Raw genomic sequence first — 14,463 nt, 5'->3', positions numbered from 1 at the left:
TGATATGATCAAATTAGCACACACAAAAAAACGTGTATGGGCGATAGCGTTGGCTTTCGCCGCTGTAAGCTTGACGGCGACCTCGTGTAAGAACGATGATGCGCCGGCAATAGATGATGTAGTAGACCCTGAATTTGCCGTGATTGTCGGAACCGACAACGGACGCTATATGCTTCCTATTGAGGATCTGATGCGTGGCGTTATCTCGCCGGTAGGCAAAGGTACGAACGTATCCGATATCCTAAACTGGGAAGAAAACTTGATGCAAAAAGGTCGGGATATCTACCATGTAAATCCGGAAGCTAATAAATTTGGAAAATACCGATTCGAAGATGGTGTATTGAAAACCATCCGCGAGATTCCTTTCTCTCAACTGCCGAGCTTGTATTTGGGCTGGCACGCTTGGCTCAGCGATACAGAACTGATGTTTGGGGCGCGCTCCAATAATTACTATGCTATCGTTGATGTAGAAAATATGGTGGTAACCAAAAGCGGCGAGTTCGAAAAAACCGGTGTTCCGGCAAACCATAGTCGTCGGGTATTTTCCGTGATTCCGCAAGGCAGCAAACTATTTCTTGCCTATGGATTATACAACGAAGAAACGAAGATACATTACGATAAATCATACACAGCGGTCATAGACTATCCAAGCCTAAGTAATTTACAGGTTACTGGAGAAGACTCACGTTCTGCCCCACTAGGAACTGTACGAAATTCCTACTTCAGCAACTTCCACGATAATGGTTATACCTATATTCTGACCATTCCGATGCCGGTGTTGGGCGGTGGTAAGGCAGCTATGCCAACCGCAATATACCGTGTGAAAGATGGCGAAAGCAAGCTTGATCCAAATTATTTCTTTAATATCAGCGCGCAGCGCGGCGGCGACAATCAATTGGGCGTAACCTACATTGGAAATGGTAAAGCGATGTTGATTAGCGCGCATGATACGCAAACCAATATCAAGGAATTCAACGACTGGTGGTATGCGGCTATGTGGGAATACCTTATTATCGACGTGAACACGCAACAGGTGGTGAAGAAACTAGACTTTCCACTGGTGGGCAACTCGCGCTCTGGCGTCGTGCACAATGGCAAAGCATACATTGCAGTGAATGACCCGAAAGCGGATGGTGTATACGTTTGGGAATACGACTCGGCGGCAGATAAATTGACGCGCGGAGCACGTATCGACGGTGCCGATGGTGATACGCCCATGCTTTACCGCCTAAAATAAGTTTGTATATACTACCTATGATCCTCCGGTCTCATCTGTTGACCGGAGGATATTTTTTATCAATTATCCTGAAGAGATTCCGAGAACATGAAAAAAACACTAGTAAAGATCAATGCCTGGCTTCACCTTTGGCTGGGCTTGGCATCAGGCATTATTGTCGTGATCCTTTCCATCACTGGCTGCGCGCTGGTGTTCGAGGAAGAAATTAAGTATTCTTGGCTATACAGCGCTTCACCGACGACCGAATCTGGAAGTGAAATGTTGTCCCCTAGCGTGCTTTATGAGCGAATCAAAGCTGTACATCCGCAAAAGGAAATGGAAAGCTTTTGGTATTACGGTCACGGGAAACCAGTTAAAGTTAGTGTAAGCGACGGCGATACGCTGTTATTTGTTAACCCTTACGATGCACATATCTTGGCTGAGGTAGACCATGAGGATTTCTTCCATTTTATGGACGAGGGACATCGGCATTTATGGCTCCCGTCAGAAATAGGACGCCCTATCGTGGGCTGGGCGACACTGCTATTCTTCGTTATTACGCTCTCTGGATTGATCTTATGGTGGCCGAAACGCTGGAACAAGCGTATGATCAAGCAAAGCTTTACCATCGACTGGAAAACGAAATGGAAGCGTATCAACTATGACTTGCATAATGTGTTGGGTTTTTACTCGCTGATATTGGCATTAGTCATGGCCTTTACGGCGATGATGATGTCCTTCCCTTGGTTGCGCAAATCCGTTATTGAACTTGCGGGTGGCTACCCCCGACCGCCGCGACAAACAACAACGGAAATCATACAAGAAAATAGCGTCAAAACAGATGCCCTACAGGTGGCCGATGCCATATGGCATAAGGTTCGTACGGAAATAGCCATGCAAAATAAAGACGCGGTGATTGTTCACATCCCTGAGGATGACGATAACTTGGTATATGCCTGTACCGATATGTATCGGGGCAGCTGGCGCGACCTACGCTTTGATCGGTACAGCATGGAGTTGCTCCCGAGCTCGCAAAAGCCAATAAGTGAAGCAAAAAGCGGCGAGTGGATCTCCCGTTCAAACTTCGGGCTGCATACAGGTTATATCGGCGGACTGACGACCAAGATCCTCTACTTCCTAGCTAGTTTGATCTGCGCAACATTGCCTATCACGGGATTCTATGTGTGGTGGCATAAGGGGAAAAACGCGACTAAAGGCAAAAGGAAGGTTGTTAAACCCGCATTAGCTTAAGATTTATCCGCATGGTGTCTATGAATATGTTAGGCAAAGAACCAGCAGCATACTCGGAGAGATTTGATCAATGCATTTGTTTTTGCAAAGTAAGGGCAAAAATGATTGTACGTTGTGAGCTATAGTTGTGTAGCTTTTAAGGGTTGATTAGCTGCAATATGCGCATGTTTTTGCTGAAATACTATCAAAAAAATACATGCCCTAGTTAAAATTGGATTGAACCTATTCAAGGAAAGAAAGCATCAGCGACTACGCTGAAGCACATACGCTTCTTTTTTTCTTATTTTTTGACCTACGAAGCTTTTTGCAACAAAGCCCAACCAAAATGCATCTTCCGCACGCACCGGCTCTTCATCATTTCGTTTAAATTCCACGACGCTTTCAAGATCATTAAATTGAAAAGTGATGCTATGAGTCGTCCTTATACCAGCGCCAAATACGCTGTCATCCAAGCTATCTAGAATACCAGCTATAATATCTTCGCTTCCGGTAATTTTCATATTCTCTGAACGTCGTCGAGGGCTTTTGGTTTTAAGAAATCGCCTATTTTCTACTGAAAAAATGATATTAGATCGTTTTAGCACAAACTGTAGATATTGCACGATCAACGAATCTACCAGCTTTAACGAAAAAAGCAAGGTGGCGACTACACAGTGGCGCCACCTCGTTTAAAAATAATTTAAGGAACTATTTACCAAACGACGCATTTATATTGTGTTTCAATGCATACTGCTCGCCGAGATCAATCAGATGAACATATTTCTCTTCGAATGCGGGACCATATGTCTGGATAATATGCGCTGATGCATCGTGGATTTCTTTCTCCGGTTGTTTTTTATCGCACATAGTTGCAAGCGCTAAATATTCTTTCTTGTATACGGGTAAAGCATAGTTAAAAAGCTCCAACGATTTTTGTTTAATCATTTCGCCCTCATCATCTGGAGCGCCGCTTTCTTCAATTCTTTTAATGGTTTGTTCGATGTACGCAATTTTTGCCTCGACGACCTGCTGCGCTTCATTGCCATTTTTCTTACTGGCAGGCACATCGGGAAACTCAACCGTTTCATCATGCAGACTCTTCGTAAAGCGCTCCGAGCCAAACCCATGCAGTATATTGGTATTCAAGATCGTGGTTTGAAAAAGCTGATCGGGCGTTGAGCGGCCGCAGCTTGCAAGCAGCGCAAATACAATAATTACAGGAAACAAAAGAGCTTTAAAGGTTGTGTGTTTGTTGTTCATGGTGATAAAATAATAAATATTCAAATTTTAAGATATAGATTACCGATTTGTAAGGCGACAGCTTAACGCACTACGCCAATGCCTCCTTTTATAAGGCGAAAGCAAGCTTATGCAAAAATCAGTCCCTGTCTACCCTATTGGCCGACAAAACTACAGTTAAATCATATTTTTAGTAAGAAAGGCATTTGTTGATGTCCATGCTCTCCATATAACAGAAAACAGCGGCATAATACCTCGTGAGAAAACTTTATTTCATTTGTTGTTTGACCCAGTCTGCGTAGGACAATACACCTAAATGCGGCTGGCTTTCGCCATCCAACATCGCTAGAAACTCTAGTTGGTTTCCATCGGGATCATTGAAATAAATGGCCAAGGCTGGCATCCAGCAAAATACCATCGGCGCTGTTGTTCCATCCTTCAAAAAATTGTAGGGTTGTAAGTTATGCTCTTGCAAGAAACCTACCGCATGATCCAGAATAAAATCTCTGTCGCAATGGAAGGCGAAATGGCGACGCTGCAAATTGACAGTTTCTTCCCAAAGACCCAGCATACTCGTCTTATCATTTCCGGGCATAAATAGAAAAGCAATCCGCCTACCTTCGTCCAAGTACGCCACTTCCAGCTTCAACACCGTGGTGTAGAATAGTATTGCTTCTTCCAGATTACTTACCTGAACGTGCGTTTCGTAAATTCCTTTTATCATTTTTTGAATTAAATTTCGATACTGTGTAAAATCCATATGGCAGCGGATCCAACCTACTACGCTATCAAATACTGTGTCTATCGTTTTCGCGAACTTCTCTTGATCACGTAGCACGAATTTGAGTAGTTATGCTGATAAAAAACGCACAAATTGGGTGAGAATTTAAACTTTTACCGTCGTTTTACATGACGTACGTAGTTGTTTATGCAAAATGGAGCATAATCCTCGTTCCATAATAACTTCGGTTAAAATTTGAGCCGCACAGCAAAGTAGTTTCGCTAAGTTAGCAGTAAGTTTGTGTTTAATTGTTCGTGCTCTTTGACCAACAAGAAAACAGTTTAGAAAAATATGTGTTTTCTTAAAGAACTTGTCAGAAGACACGGAAACAGCAAATAAACATAAAAACTATCCTTATGAGTACATTTTCAGTGAAAGCATTCGGTACGGATGCGGCAGAAGCAGATTTGAAGGAAATAAGCATTGAACGTAGAGCCGTAACCGCTACGGACGTTGAAATCGAAATCTTATTCTGTGGCGTATGCCATTCCGACCTACATACCGCGCGTAATGAATGGCACAATACCATCTATCCTAACGTTCCCGGTCATGAAATTGTAGGTCGCGTCACGAAGGTTGGCGAGAGCGTCAGTAAATTTAAAGTGGGCGACCTAGCGGCCGTGGGCTGTATGGTAGATAGCTGCCGGGAATGCGAAAGCTGTAAAGAAGGTCTGGAGCAATACTGTGAGAAAGGAAACGTCGGCACCTATAATTCTCCCGATGCACATTTAGGTGTGCAAACCTTTGGCGGCTATTCGCAAACGATTGTCGTGGACGAGAGCTACACGCTACGCGTTCCAGAAAACCTGGATCCCGCAGCTGCCGCACCGCTCCTGTGTGCAGGAATTACAACCTACTCCCCGCTACGTCATTGGAACGTTGGACCAGGACAAAAAGTGGGTATTGTCGGGATTGGCGGTTTAGGGCATATGGGCGTTAAATTAGCCAAGGCGATGGGCGCTCACGTCGTAGTAATCACGACATCTGCATCGAAAGTAGAAGATGCAAAACGTCTAGGTGCAGACGAAATCATATTATCAACCGATGCAGATCAAATGCGTAAAAATGCTGGAAGCCTACACTTTATACTAGATTGCGTATCTGCATCCCACGACATTAATGCTTACCTAAGTTTGCTAAAGCGTGATGGCTCCTTAACGTTGGTTGGTGCGCCCGAACATCCGCTACCCGTAGCGCCGTTTAGTCTCATTCCGGCTCGTAAAAGTTTCTCTGGATCCATGATCGGCGGCATCCGCGAAACCCAAGAAATGCTAGATTTTTGTGGTGAGCATAACATCACTTCAGATATTGAACTAATCAATATGCAAGAGATCAATGATGCTTACGAAAGATTGCTCAAAGGCGATGTGAAATACCGCTTTGTGATTGACATGGCCTCATTAAAAAACTAAGTTAGCCCGATTTGAAGGCGCATATCACGCTATAGTAAATTAGAATAAGTCCCCGCCAAGTCTGACATGATTGACGGGGATTTATGCATGTATCTGCTACCCCAACAACAATTCTTCATCAACATTCTTGCACGAAAACCCGTCAAAAATTAATACTTTAGCAAGATAAGTCTATGTCTGAACCAAAAATTTTATTACATGTCGCTTGATCTTAAAAGCTTTATTGCATACGTTGGAAAAAGAAACCCCAATGAGCCCGAATTTTTACAGGCCGTAACCGAAGTAACCGAAGATGTTATACCCTACCTGAACCGACACCATCCCGAGTGGAATGATCTAAAAATATTAGAACGAATGGTAGAACCTGAACGCGTTATATCATTCCGTATCAACTGGTTAAATGATAATAATGAGGTAGAGGTAAATCGGGGCTACCGTGTGCAAATGAATAGTGCTATCGGTCCATACAAAGGCGGATTGCGTTTTTCGCCAACGGTCAACCTGAGCATTCTCAAATTTTTGGCCTTCGAACAGGTCTTTAAAAACAGCCTGACAGGCATTCCACTTGGTGGTGGAAAAGGCGGAGCTGATTTTGATCCCAAAGGCAAATCCGACAACGAAATTATGCGGTTTTGCCAAAGTTTTATGACCGAGCTCTTTCGGCATGTAGGCTCCGAAACCGATGTGCCTGCTGGCGATATCGGTGTGGGCGAGCGCGAAATAGGTTACCTATTCGGTCAATATAAGCGTCTTCAAAACGCTTTCACCGGTGTATTGACTGGCAAAGGCAAGACTTGGGGTGGCTCAAACATACGTCCGGAAGCCACGGGCTATGGCTTGCTTTACTTCGTGAAGGAGATATTGGGACATAACGGTCAACAGCTTGATGATAAGCGTGTAGCTATTTCTGGCGCCGGAAATGTCGCCTATTTTGCTGCACAAAAAGCTATCGATCAGGGTGCTACGGTGATTACCTTATCAAACAGTACCGGTACACTCTACGATCCCGAAGGCTTTGATGGCGATAAACTAGATCTTTTAGGCACGCTGGGACGCGACCTGCATCGATACACCGAAACATACCCCTCGGCTGCTTTTCATAGCGATAAAAAACCGTGGAGTTTCCCCTGCGATATTGCATTACCTTGTGCCACACAAAATGAACTCGATGCAGAAGACGCCGCGCTGTTGGTCAAGCAAGGCTGTTTCCTCATAGCAGAAGGCGCAAATATGCCCTCGACAGCAGAGGCCATACACATTTTCCAAGAAGCGAAAGTGCACTTCGCACCTGGAAAAGCAGCAAACGCCGGTGGTGTAGCCGTATCAGGGCTGGAAATGTCTCAAAACTGGATTGGCGAACAATGGACCCGCGAAGAAGTTGATCGTAAATTGCAAGCTATCATGGCCCGTATCCATACAACCTGCGTAGAATACGGCCAAGAAGATGGTAAACACGTCAATTACCTCAAAGGAGCCAACATCGGAGGGTTTATAAAGGTCGCCTCGGCGATGAAAGCGCAGGGATTGGTTTAATTTCAACTGCTGATTTAGAACACGTAACTTTTGACTTTTAAATTTAGACCTTTCACTTGTTACTTATCACTTTTGATTTTTTTATTGTTCACTTTTTACTTTTGAATTTTTACTTATCACTTTTGAATTATCACTTTTGATTTTTTTATTTTTTACTTTTTACTTTTGAATTTTTACTTATCACTTTTGAATTTTTTACATTTGAATTTTTTACTTTTCACTTTTTACTTTTGAATTTTTTACTTTTTACTTTTTACTTTTTTAAAATGCGTATCATTGCTGAACTCCCTCATCCCGATTGTAAGATATCCATCTTCGCGATGAACCAAAAATTTATCATCAAATTTGAGCAAGGAACCCTAGAACAGTCTTATAAACTCGCCGAGACCGATGTTGTTGGTGGTGTGAATGGCGTATTCGAGCTGCTCGATGAAACATTTATTCAGGCCGTATTGACAAGCTTCACTTCGATGCGTTCATCGTTTATTGATGCCTATAGACGTTATGAATCTTAACTACTGTGCAACTTTTAATAGATACTACAAAACACTGTATTTTAACAATATAAGAATAGATAAATAGTGATACAGAATAAAATTCTGTATCACAGATGCGTTTCTAAAGTATCTTTGACTAAACTTTAAATGAATACACGATATAAAATAGCATATCGTACTCGTAAACAATCGCTTAAGAAACCGTTCAGAATATTATTCGGTTATTAATTTCCTCAAAATAGATACGCCTTCGGTAGCCGCAGCCGGTATGCGTTTGATATGCCCATCAACGGAAAATGCCGCCGCGTTCGGATCGATTAAATACACCGCACAGTTTGCGTTGACTTCATAGAGTAAGTTGGCCGCTGGATATACCTGCAACGATGTGCCGATGACCACAAATATATCGGCATCCCTGACCATCTGCGCTGCGATCTCTAAATTAGGGACAGCTTCACCAAACCACACCACGTGCGGGCGTAGCTGACTCCCCAATTCACAGGTATCTCCCATATTTATTGCGTCGGTATTCATCCCGTACACAAAGCGTGGGTTAAGCGACGATTGCGCTTTCATAATTTCACCATGCAGGTGCAAAACATGGCTGCTGCCAGCGCGCTCATGCAGATCGTCGATATTTTGGGTGATAACTTGAACATCAAATTCGCTCTCCATTTCGGAGAGTGCACGATGCGCGGCGTTGGGTTGCGCAGCAATACACTGCTCCCGTCGAAGGTTGTAAAATTCCAATACCTTGGGTGCGTCCTTTTTCCACGCCTCGGGTGTTGCGACCTCATCAATGCGGTAACCCTCCCACAATCCATCTGATCCTCTAAACGTTTTCAACCCACTCTCGGCAGATATGCCTGCACCCGTGAATACCACTAATCTTTTTGACATTCTGCTAAGTTATCTATAATCCTCCGATTTTTGGCACGCATTGGCATCCGTAATAGAAGGTACGAAGTCATAGGGTCTACTGCATACGACACCTAAATTATTGCTTCAGCGCTGGATCGTTAAAGGTGTTACCATCCTGTATGTTACCCGAATCGTATCCCTTCTTGAACCAATACGCGCGTTGCTCGGAAGTACCATGTGTAAAAGATTCGGGGTTCGAACTGCCATACGCCTGTTCCTGCAAATGGTCGTCGCCTACTGCGGCTGCCGCACGCATGCCATCCAAGATATCGTCATAGCTCAGCTCGATTGCGCTGTACTCTTGCACATAATGCGCCCAAACACCGGCGTAAAAATCAGCCTGCAACTCCGTCATGACCGATATTTTGTTATACTCTCGTTCGCTTAACTTCGCACGCATAGCGTTAGTTTTCTCCAGCACGCCCAACACATTTTGAATGTGATGGCCAACTTCATGCGCAATAACATAGGCCAACGCAAATTCGCCCTTGGCGCCATACTTCTGCGACAACTCCTTATTAAAACTTAAATCCAAGTAAATCTTTCTATCACCCGGGCAATAGAATGGACCATAGCTTGACTTGCCGGTACCACATCCCGCCGTTTCAACAGCGCCGTTGTATACCGTTAACACCGTTTTCGGATAGGTTTCGCCCTCCTTTTTGAAGATATTGGCCCATACATCCTCGGTACTCCCTAATACAACATCAGCAAAATCCAATAACTTGTCTTCCTCCGGCGTCGAGTCGTAAGGCGCTTCGACAGCCGAAGAGCCCGTCGGCTGACCGCCCTGTTGCATCTGCTCCAATATCTGCGCAGGATCTCCGCCCATCAAAAGACCAACAATAAGGACGATCACGCCACCGATGCCGCCCAATGTTAATTTTTGCCCGCCGCTCATGCCGCGTTTATCTTCTACATTGCCGCTTCTGCGGCCGCTTTGCCATTTCATATACAAGTTTTTTAGGGTAATTTGGACTATTTGTATGCTATTACCAGTCGCTGATCATCCGTACTATTTCCGCAACCAATCTTTCACTTATTCCTCCAGAGCAAAATATCGGCCAAGTGTAAGTCAACAAAGTAAAATACATAGCTCGGCAGAATTTTGTATTTTCGCGCACAAATACAAAGCACATGTCAATCGAAAAGCAACTTATTGAACGCAGCAACAATGCTTGCGAACTTTGCCTTCATCCTGCAACGGGCTTACGGATGTATACCGTGCCACCACATGATCAGCAAACGCTAGAAACGAGCCTGTATAGTTGCGGCACATGCATCGACCAGATAGAAAAAAGAGAACAACTAGAAGCGGCGCATTGGCAAAAGCTGCCGCAAACAATGTGGTCTGCACATGCGCCCGTACAAGTAGTTGCTTGGCGGATGCTAAGCCGCCTGCGGCAGGAGTCTTGGGCAGCAGAAAGTCTGGATATGCTCTACCTAGACGAGGAAACCTTGGTTTGGGCAAAAACAACCGGCGACCACGAACAGGATGGCACCGTGCACTTTCACCAGGACAGTAATGGTATGCGGTTACATGATGGCGATACCGTGGTACTGATCAAGACCTTGGATGTAAAGGGCTCTACACTTACGGCAAAACTAGGAACGGTCGTCAAGAATATCAGGCTGGTGGCCGATAGTGTTGAACAGATTGAGGGTAAAGTAGACGGGCAGACAATCATCATTCTGACTAAATACTTACGGAAGGGCTAAATCCTTATTATTTCCAATGGAGACTAATTGTTTAGCGTCCATTGGAAATAATGACCTTCTGCATATAGCACCTCTTCGCGGTATACATATCGGAAATCGATATAGTCGTCGTTACAGCCCGTGCTGTCTGCGCAACAAAAACGACGGCTTACCTTGAAATGTAATCTAAATGACCCTGTTCCAGATTCCTTATCGTATTGAAATTTGCCGATATGTAGATCAATCAGTTCCGGGCCGCCATCGCTATCTGACAATTGGTCTACGACGTAACCCTGGACGCGCTTCGTGTCCATATCGCTGATGCGCTTCAAAATTTGGTCCGGATGTGCGGCGCCCGCTACCACCAGCTCTTGGGGTACATGTATGTTAATCGCAAGGGTATGCTGTGTATTCATGGCATAAAATTTTTTCAGTAAATTTTCGATCTGGGAAGTGCTGCTGCACGACTTGATCATCCAACTGTATACTATGGAAATAGCGGGTAACCGCACGAAATACGGTGTAGTTGATTTGCTCCTGTGTGAAGCGATGCAGACCGCTGTCAAATGTTATGCATGCTCGTTTAGCATCGGTCAGGTAAGGGCGCTTGTCGTTTTTCCGGAATTTTACTGTAGCTACCGATACAGAAAAGAAATCCTCCCACTTGTCTAGGGCAGCGAAGACAACCTGCTGGAGCAGGATATGCCTGATCCGGTCTGCTGCATAAACGGTCAGAGAGGTTGCAGGAATATAGCTGTAAATAACACCCTCATGCATATATGTTTTTTGCGACTTTTTGATGGACATAATGGGCCATCGTCTACCAAAGACAGCTAGTTCCTGCATACGTAGCGCGCCAGCAACTTTATTTTTTTGCCGCAGTAAATTTCGTATAGCCCATAAGGCTTCACTTTTTGGCATAGTGGCAGGAATGCATACAATCTTTACACGATCATCCCAGCGCGTGACCGCCACGGCGTCAGCCTCACTCACAAAAACATCAATATGCTGATTATCCACCTCCCATTGCATAGGGCAAAATACGCAAAAAAACACAAGTTATGTTACGTAATCGTTACGGATTTTACGAACAACTTTTGCTAAGTTTGCAAGGATACACTAAATAACAGGATGGAAAACAAGATCGTTTTTTCGATGCCCCCTTTGGCAATGTTGAAAATCGGATTGTTTCGTCAATTTCAAACAACAAATCAGTAACATGAAAAAAATTCTTGCTATGGCGGCCATCGTGGCTGCATCTGGAGGATTCGCTTTTGCGCAAGAACATCAAGCGATCAACTTATCATATATGGACAAAAATGTGCGTCCACAGGATGATTTCTACAACTATGTAAATGGTAACTGGATGAAAACAGTAGAAATTCCTTCAGACAAGGCACGTTGGGGGTCCTTTGATGAGCTCCGTGAACACACGGATGGCGCCGTATTGAAAATCTTGAAAGAGTCATTGGACAACAAGTTTGACAAAGGCAGTGACGGACAAAAAATTGCCGATCTTTACAAGTCATACGTAAATTTCGAAACACGTAACAAGTTGGGCACCGCCCCAATAAAACCCTATCTACAAAAGATCGATGCGATCAAAAATTTCAACGATCTCTACGCCTATTTGCTTGAGGTAGGTCCAGAACGCGGAAATCCATTTTTCAGTGCGTATGTTTCTGCACACATGAAAAACAGCGATATCAATGCCGTGTATTTAGGCGGTGGGGGTCTTGGTTTGGGTCGATCTTATTATCAAAAAGTGGATGAGAAAAATACGGAAACCTTAGGACAATACGCGGAATTTATCTCCAGCTTGTACAGCAAGGTGGATCAACGTACACGCGATCTGAAAGGCCCTAAAGTGCTTGCTTTTGAAAAAGAAATAGCATCAAACCTGAAGACTATCGAAGAATCGAGAGACGCTCAAAAGCGCTACAACCCAGTCGCTGTAGCAGATTTAGGTAAGCTCGTGAAAAATATCGACATCGCGAAATACATCAAACAACTAGGTTTTACAGCCGACACTGTCATTATCGGCGAACTTAAATACTACCAAAACCTAGACAAGATTTTACAGCCTAGTAATCTACCACAAATTAAGGAATACTTGAAGTTCCATGTCATGAATGATGCTACGGGCTACTTAAGTAAAGAACTTGATGAGTTGTCATTTGATTTCTATGGCAGAAAATTGCGTGGTCAAAAAGAACAACGCGATCTTGACAAGCGCGGTCTGGAATTTGTTAACGGTACCGTTGGCGAGCTTCTTGGAAAGCTTTATGTCAAAGAAAACTTCCCACCGGAAGCCAAAGCTGCTTGCGAGGAAATGGTGCAGTATCTTGTTAAATCCTTCAACATGCACATCCAAAATCTAGATTGGATGTCGGCGGAAACAAAAACAAAAGCCTTAGAGAAATTATCCAAATTTAAGGTGAAAATTGGCTACACCGATAAATGGAAAGATTATTCTAAGCTAGCAGTGGGCACATCACTTTTTGACAACATCAAAGGGATCAGCCGTTGGAGCTTCCAGGAAAACTTGGCTAAACAAAACAAGCCTGTTGATAAATCGGAATGGGGCATGACGCCGCAAACGGTTAATGCATACTACAGCCCGTTGTATAATGAGATTGTATTCCCTGCCGCTATCCTGCAGGTGCCCTTCTACGATTACAAAGCCGATGCCGCTGTGAATTTCGGTGGTATTGGCGCAGTAATCGGCCATGAGCTATCGCACGGTTTTGACGACTCGGGCTCACAGTACGATGGAAACGGTAACTTAAACAACTGGTGGACACCGGAAGACAAAGAGAAATTCGAAACGGCGACAAATGCATTGGTTGCTCAATTTGAATCCTACGAGCCTGTACCGGGAGTGTTCGTAAATGGACGCTTTACGTTGGGCGAAAACATTGGTGACCTTGGTGGCTCTTCCGTAGCATTCGATGCGTTAAAAATGTATCTGAAAGATAAGGGCAACCCAGGTCTCATCGACGGTTTTACACCAGAGCAACGTTTCTTCCTCTCTTGGGCAACGATCTGGCGCACAAAAACGACCGATGAGTTTGTCGTCAATCAGGTTAAAACAGATCCACACTCGCCGGCACAATACCGTGCATTTGCACCTATCGTGAACCTAGATGCCTTTCATGAGGCTTTTGAAACCAAACCGGGCGATAAGCTCTATAAAGCAAAAGAAGAGCGTATCAAAATTTGGTAATCCTGCGTTTACTAAACAATATCAAGAGGGTGGCATGCAAAGACAAGCCACCCTCTTTTCTTTAATGACCGATTGACTAGATGCTGCGCTTATAGCCCGGCTTATTCATCATCTCATCCAATGCGTATTTTCCCGAACCTGATACCAGAAAAACCAATAGCAAAGCCAGCACTAAAATGGAAAACCAAAGTTCCGAGTTCAGAAAGCTAAAGCCATTCGTGATATTGACAAAGAAAACGGCACCGATCAAAATAGGCAGCTGTATGATCACGGCCAATCGGGTTTGAAACCCCAGCACGATAAATAACCCACCGACCAAATGGGCAAATACAACATAATGCACAGCAGACCAAATGGAAAGCTGGAAATGAGCCTGTCGAAACAATTCTGCTACGGTATCGCGATCGTTTACAAAACTGATTCCTTTAGCAAAAATAACGACTCCCAGAATAATGCGCAGATAGTCCAGCCAACGTGGATGATGACGATCACCCCAATGTTCAATTTTTTGTACTAGATTCATAATAGACCTCCTATTTAAATGTATAATAAAGGTAATACGTATTGCGTGTTGCCTCTTGCGTTGAACCAATGATAGGTTTATAAGTCAATATCGCACAAAAATCATGCTTAAAATCATCAATCGCTTCTTCGTTGTCGATACTTTTTAATACATTTAACACGAGAATGTCATCATGTAAAGGGATAAT

15 protein-coding genes are annotated in these 14,463 nt (G+C 44.0%); 7 read left to right on the top strand and 8 right to left on the bottom strand.

What is annotated here, in order from left to right; translation table 11 throughout:
* Nucleotides 1-4: 4 nt before the first annotated feature.
* Complete coding sequence (locus B0I21_RS10490; RefSeq protein WP_133640436.1) at nt 5-1,237, top strand: hypothetical protein; 1,233 nt, start codon at nt 5-7, stop codon at nt 1,235-1,237.
* Between the two features lie 87 nt (nt 1,238-1,324).
* Nucleotides 1,325-2,467 (top strand): PepSY-associated TM helix domain-containing protein, encoded by a 1,143-nt coding sequence (locus B0I21_RS10485; protein WP_133640435.1) that lies wholly within the window; start codon nt 1,325-1,327, stop codon nt 2,465-2,467.
* Nucleotides 2,468-2,709: 242 nt separating this feature from the next.
* On the opposite strand, the gene B0I21_RS10480 is transcribed toward B0I21_RS10485, so the two are convergent.
* From B0I21_RS10480 to B0I21_RS10470, 3 genes are all read right to left on the bottom strand, one after another.
* The gene (locus tag B0I21_RS10480) at nt 2,710-2,967 is read right to left on the bottom strand and encodes a hypothetical protein (RefSeq protein ID WP_133640434.1); all 258 of its coding nucleotides are present in this window, start codon (nt 2,965-2,967) and stop codon (nt 2,710-2,712) included.
* 187 nt (nt 2,968-3,154) lie between these two features.
* The gene (locus B0I21_RS10475) at nt 3,155-3,706 is read right to left on the bottom strand and encodes a hypothetical protein (RefSeq protein WP_133640433.1); all 552 of its coding nucleotides are present in this window, start codon (nt 3,704-3,706) and stop codon (nt 3,155-3,157) included.
* 247 nt (nt 3,707-3,953) lie between these two features.
* Nucleotides 3,954-4,409, bottom strand: coding sequence for a VOC family protein (locus B0I21_RS10470; protein WP_133640432.1), 456 nt, complete (start codon nt 4,407-4,409; stop codon nt 3,954-3,956).
* Nucleotides 4,410-4,822: 413 nt separating this feature from the next.
* Here B0I21_RS10470 and B0I21_RS10465 point away from each other — a divergent pair, with 413 nt between their 5' ends.
* The 3 genes from B0I21_RS10465 to B0I21_RS10455 all read left to right on the top strand — a co-directional run bounded on the left by B0I21_RS10465 (nt 4,823) and on the right by B0I21_RS10455 (nt 7,926).
* Nucleotides 4,823-5,878: an NAD(P)-dependent alcohol dehydrogenase gene (locus B0I21_RS10465; protein WP_133640431.1), complete on the top strand. Its 1,056-nt coding sequence runs from the start codon at nt 4,823-4,825 to the stop codon at nt 5,876-5,878.
* A gap of 198 nt (nt 5,879-6,076) precedes the next feature.
* Nucleotides 6,077-7,411 (top strand): NADP-specific glutamate dehydrogenase, encoded by a 1,335-nt coding sequence (gene gdhA, locus B0I21_RS10460; protein ID WP_133640430.1) that lies wholly within the window; start codon nt 6,077-6,079, stop codon nt 7,409-7,411.
* 266 nt (nt 7,412-7,677) lie between these two features.
* Nucleotides 7,678-7,926: a hypothetical protein gene (locus tag B0I21_RS10455; protein WP_133640429.1), complete on the top strand. Its 249-nt coding sequence runs from the start codon at nt 7,678-7,680 to the stop codon at nt 7,924-7,926.
* Nucleotides 7,927-8,121: 195 nt separating this feature from the next.
* On the opposite strand, the gene B0I21_RS10450 is transcribed toward B0I21_RS10455, so the two are convergent.
* Entirely contained in the window at nt 8,122-8,808 is a 687-nt protein-coding gene (locus tag B0I21_RS10450) for an SIR2 family NAD-dependent protein deacylase (protein WP_133640428.1), read from the bottom strand.
* Between the two features lie 97 nt (nt 8,809-8,905).
* A complete protein-coding gene (ypfJ, locus tag B0I21_RS10445; protein WP_133640427.1) occupies nt 8,906-9,781 on the bottom strand; it encodes a KPN_02809 family neutral zinc metallopeptidase in 876 nt (291 codons plus the stop codon).
* A 185-nt stretch (nt 9,782-9,966) separates the two neighbouring features.
* On the opposite strand from ypfJ, the gene B0I21_RS10440 reads away from it, so the two are divergent.
* Nucleotides 9,967-10,548: a PhnA domain-containing protein gene (locus B0I21_RS10440; RefSeq protein ID WP_133640426.1), complete on the top strand. Its 582-nt coding sequence runs from the start codon at nt 9,967-9,969 to the stop codon at nt 10,546-10,548.
* A 23-nt stretch (nt 10,549-10,571) separates the two neighbouring features.
* Here the strand turns inward: B0I21_RS10440 and B0I21_RS10435 are convergent, their stop codons facing one another.
* Nucleotides 10,572-10,943: a hypothetical protein gene (locus B0I21_RS10435; protein WP_133640425.1), complete on the bottom strand. Its 372-nt coding sequence runs from the start codon at nt 10,941-10,943 to the stop codon at nt 10,572-10,574.
* Nucleotides 10,915-11,559 carry a hypothetical protein gene (locus B0I21_RS10430; RefSeq protein WP_133640424.1) on the bottom strand — a complete coding sequence of 215 codons (645 nt, stop codon included), beginning with the start codon at nt 11,557-11,559 and terminating at the stop codon, nt 10,915-10,917. The genes B0I21_RS10435 and B0I21_RS10430 overlap by 29 nt, the downstream gene beginning before the upstream one ends.
* Before the next feature lie 187 nt (nt 11,560-11,746).
* On the opposite strand from B0I21_RS10430, the gene B0I21_RS10425 reads away from it, so the two are divergent.
* Nucleotides 11,747-13,753, top strand: coding sequence for a M13 family metallopeptidase (locus B0I21_RS10425; protein ID WP_133640423.1), 2,007 nt, complete (start codon nt 11,747-11,749; stop codon nt 13,751-13,753).
* Between the two features lie 76 nt (nt 13,754-13,829).
* Here the strand turns inward: B0I21_RS10425 and B0I21_RS10420 are convergent, their stop codons facing one another.
* On the bottom strand, nt 13,830-14,276 hold the full coding sequence (locus tag B0I21_RS10420) for a DoxX family protein (RefSeq protein ID WP_133640422.1): 447 nt from the start codon (nt 14,274-14,276) through the stop codon (nt 13,830-13,832).
* Between the last annotated feature and the right edge of the window lie 187 nt (nt 14,277-14,463).

Source organism: Sphingobacterium paludis (assembly GCF_004364125.1).
Lineage (GTDB): Bacteria > Bacteroidota > Bacteroidia > Sphingobacteriales > Sphingobacteriaceae > Sphingobacterium > Sphingobacterium paludis.
Note: the sequence above shows the minus strand (reverse complement) of the source record. Positions and strands in the feature narration are given on the sequence as shown.

What these genes read in the sequence shown, in the direction of transcription:
- B0I21_RS10490 (WP_133640436.1), top strand. Translation starts at nt 5, where the DNA reads ATGATCAAATTAGCACACACAAAAAAACGTGTATGGGCGATAGCGTTG.
- B0I21_RS10485 (WP_133640435.1), top strand. Translation starts at nt 1,325, where the DNA reads ATGAAAAAAACACTAGTAAAGATCAATGCCTGGCTTCACCTTTGGCTG.
- B0I21_RS10480 (WP_133640434.1), bottom strand. Translation starts at nt 2,967, where the DNA reads ATGAAAATTACCGGAAGCGAAGATATTATAGCTGGTATTCTAGATAGC.
- B0I21_RS10475 (WP_133640433.1), bottom strand. Translation starts at nt 3,706, where the DNA reads ATGAACAACAAACACACAACCTTTAAAGCTCTTTTGTTTCCTGTAATT.
- B0I21_RS10470 (WP_133640432.1), bottom strand. Translation starts at nt 4,409, where the DNA reads ATGATAAAAGGAATTTACGAAACGCACGTTCAGGTAAGTAATCTGGAA.
- B0I21_RS10465 (WP_133640431.1), top strand. Translation starts at nt 4,823, where the DNA reads ATGAGTACATTTTCAGTGAAAGCATTCGGTACGGATGCGGCAGAAGCA.
- gdhA (WP_133640430.1), top strand. Translation starts at nt 6,077, where the DNA reads ATGTCGCTTGATCTTAAAAGCTTTATTGCATACGTTGGAAAAAGAAAC.
- B0I21_RS10455 (WP_133640429.1), top strand. Translation starts at nt 7,678, where the DNA reads ATGCGTATCATTGCTGAACTCCCTCATCCCGATTGTAAGATATCCATC.
- B0I21_RS10450 (WP_133640428.1), bottom strand. Translation starts at nt 8,808, where the DNA reads ATGTCAAAAAGATTAGTGGTATTCACGGGTGCAGGCATATCTGCCGAG.
- ypfJ (WP_133640427.1), bottom strand. Translation starts at nt 9,781, where the DNA reads ATGAAATGGCAAAGCGGCCGCAGAAGCGGCAATGTAGAAGATAAACGC.
- B0I21_RS10440 (WP_133640426.1), top strand. Translation starts at nt 9,967, where the DNA reads ATGTCAATCGAAAAGCAACTTATTGAACGCAGCAACAATGCTTGCGAA.
- B0I21_RS10435 (WP_133640425.1), bottom strand. Translation starts at nt 10,943, where the DNA reads ATGAATACACAGCATACCCTTGCGATTAACATACATGTACCCCAAGAG.
- B0I21_RS10430 (WP_133640424.1), bottom strand. Translation starts at nt 11,559, where the DNA reads ATGCAATGGGAGGTGGATAATCAGCATATTGATGTTTTTGTGAGTGAG.
- B0I21_RS10425 (WP_133640423.1), top strand. Translation starts at nt 11,747, where the DNA reads ATGAAAAAAATTCTTGCTATGGCGGCCATCGTGGCTGCATCTGGAGGA.
- B0I21_RS10420 (WP_133640422.1), bottom strand. Translation starts at nt 14,276, where the DNA reads ATGAATCTAGTACAAAAAATTGAACATTGGGGTGATCGTCATCATCCA.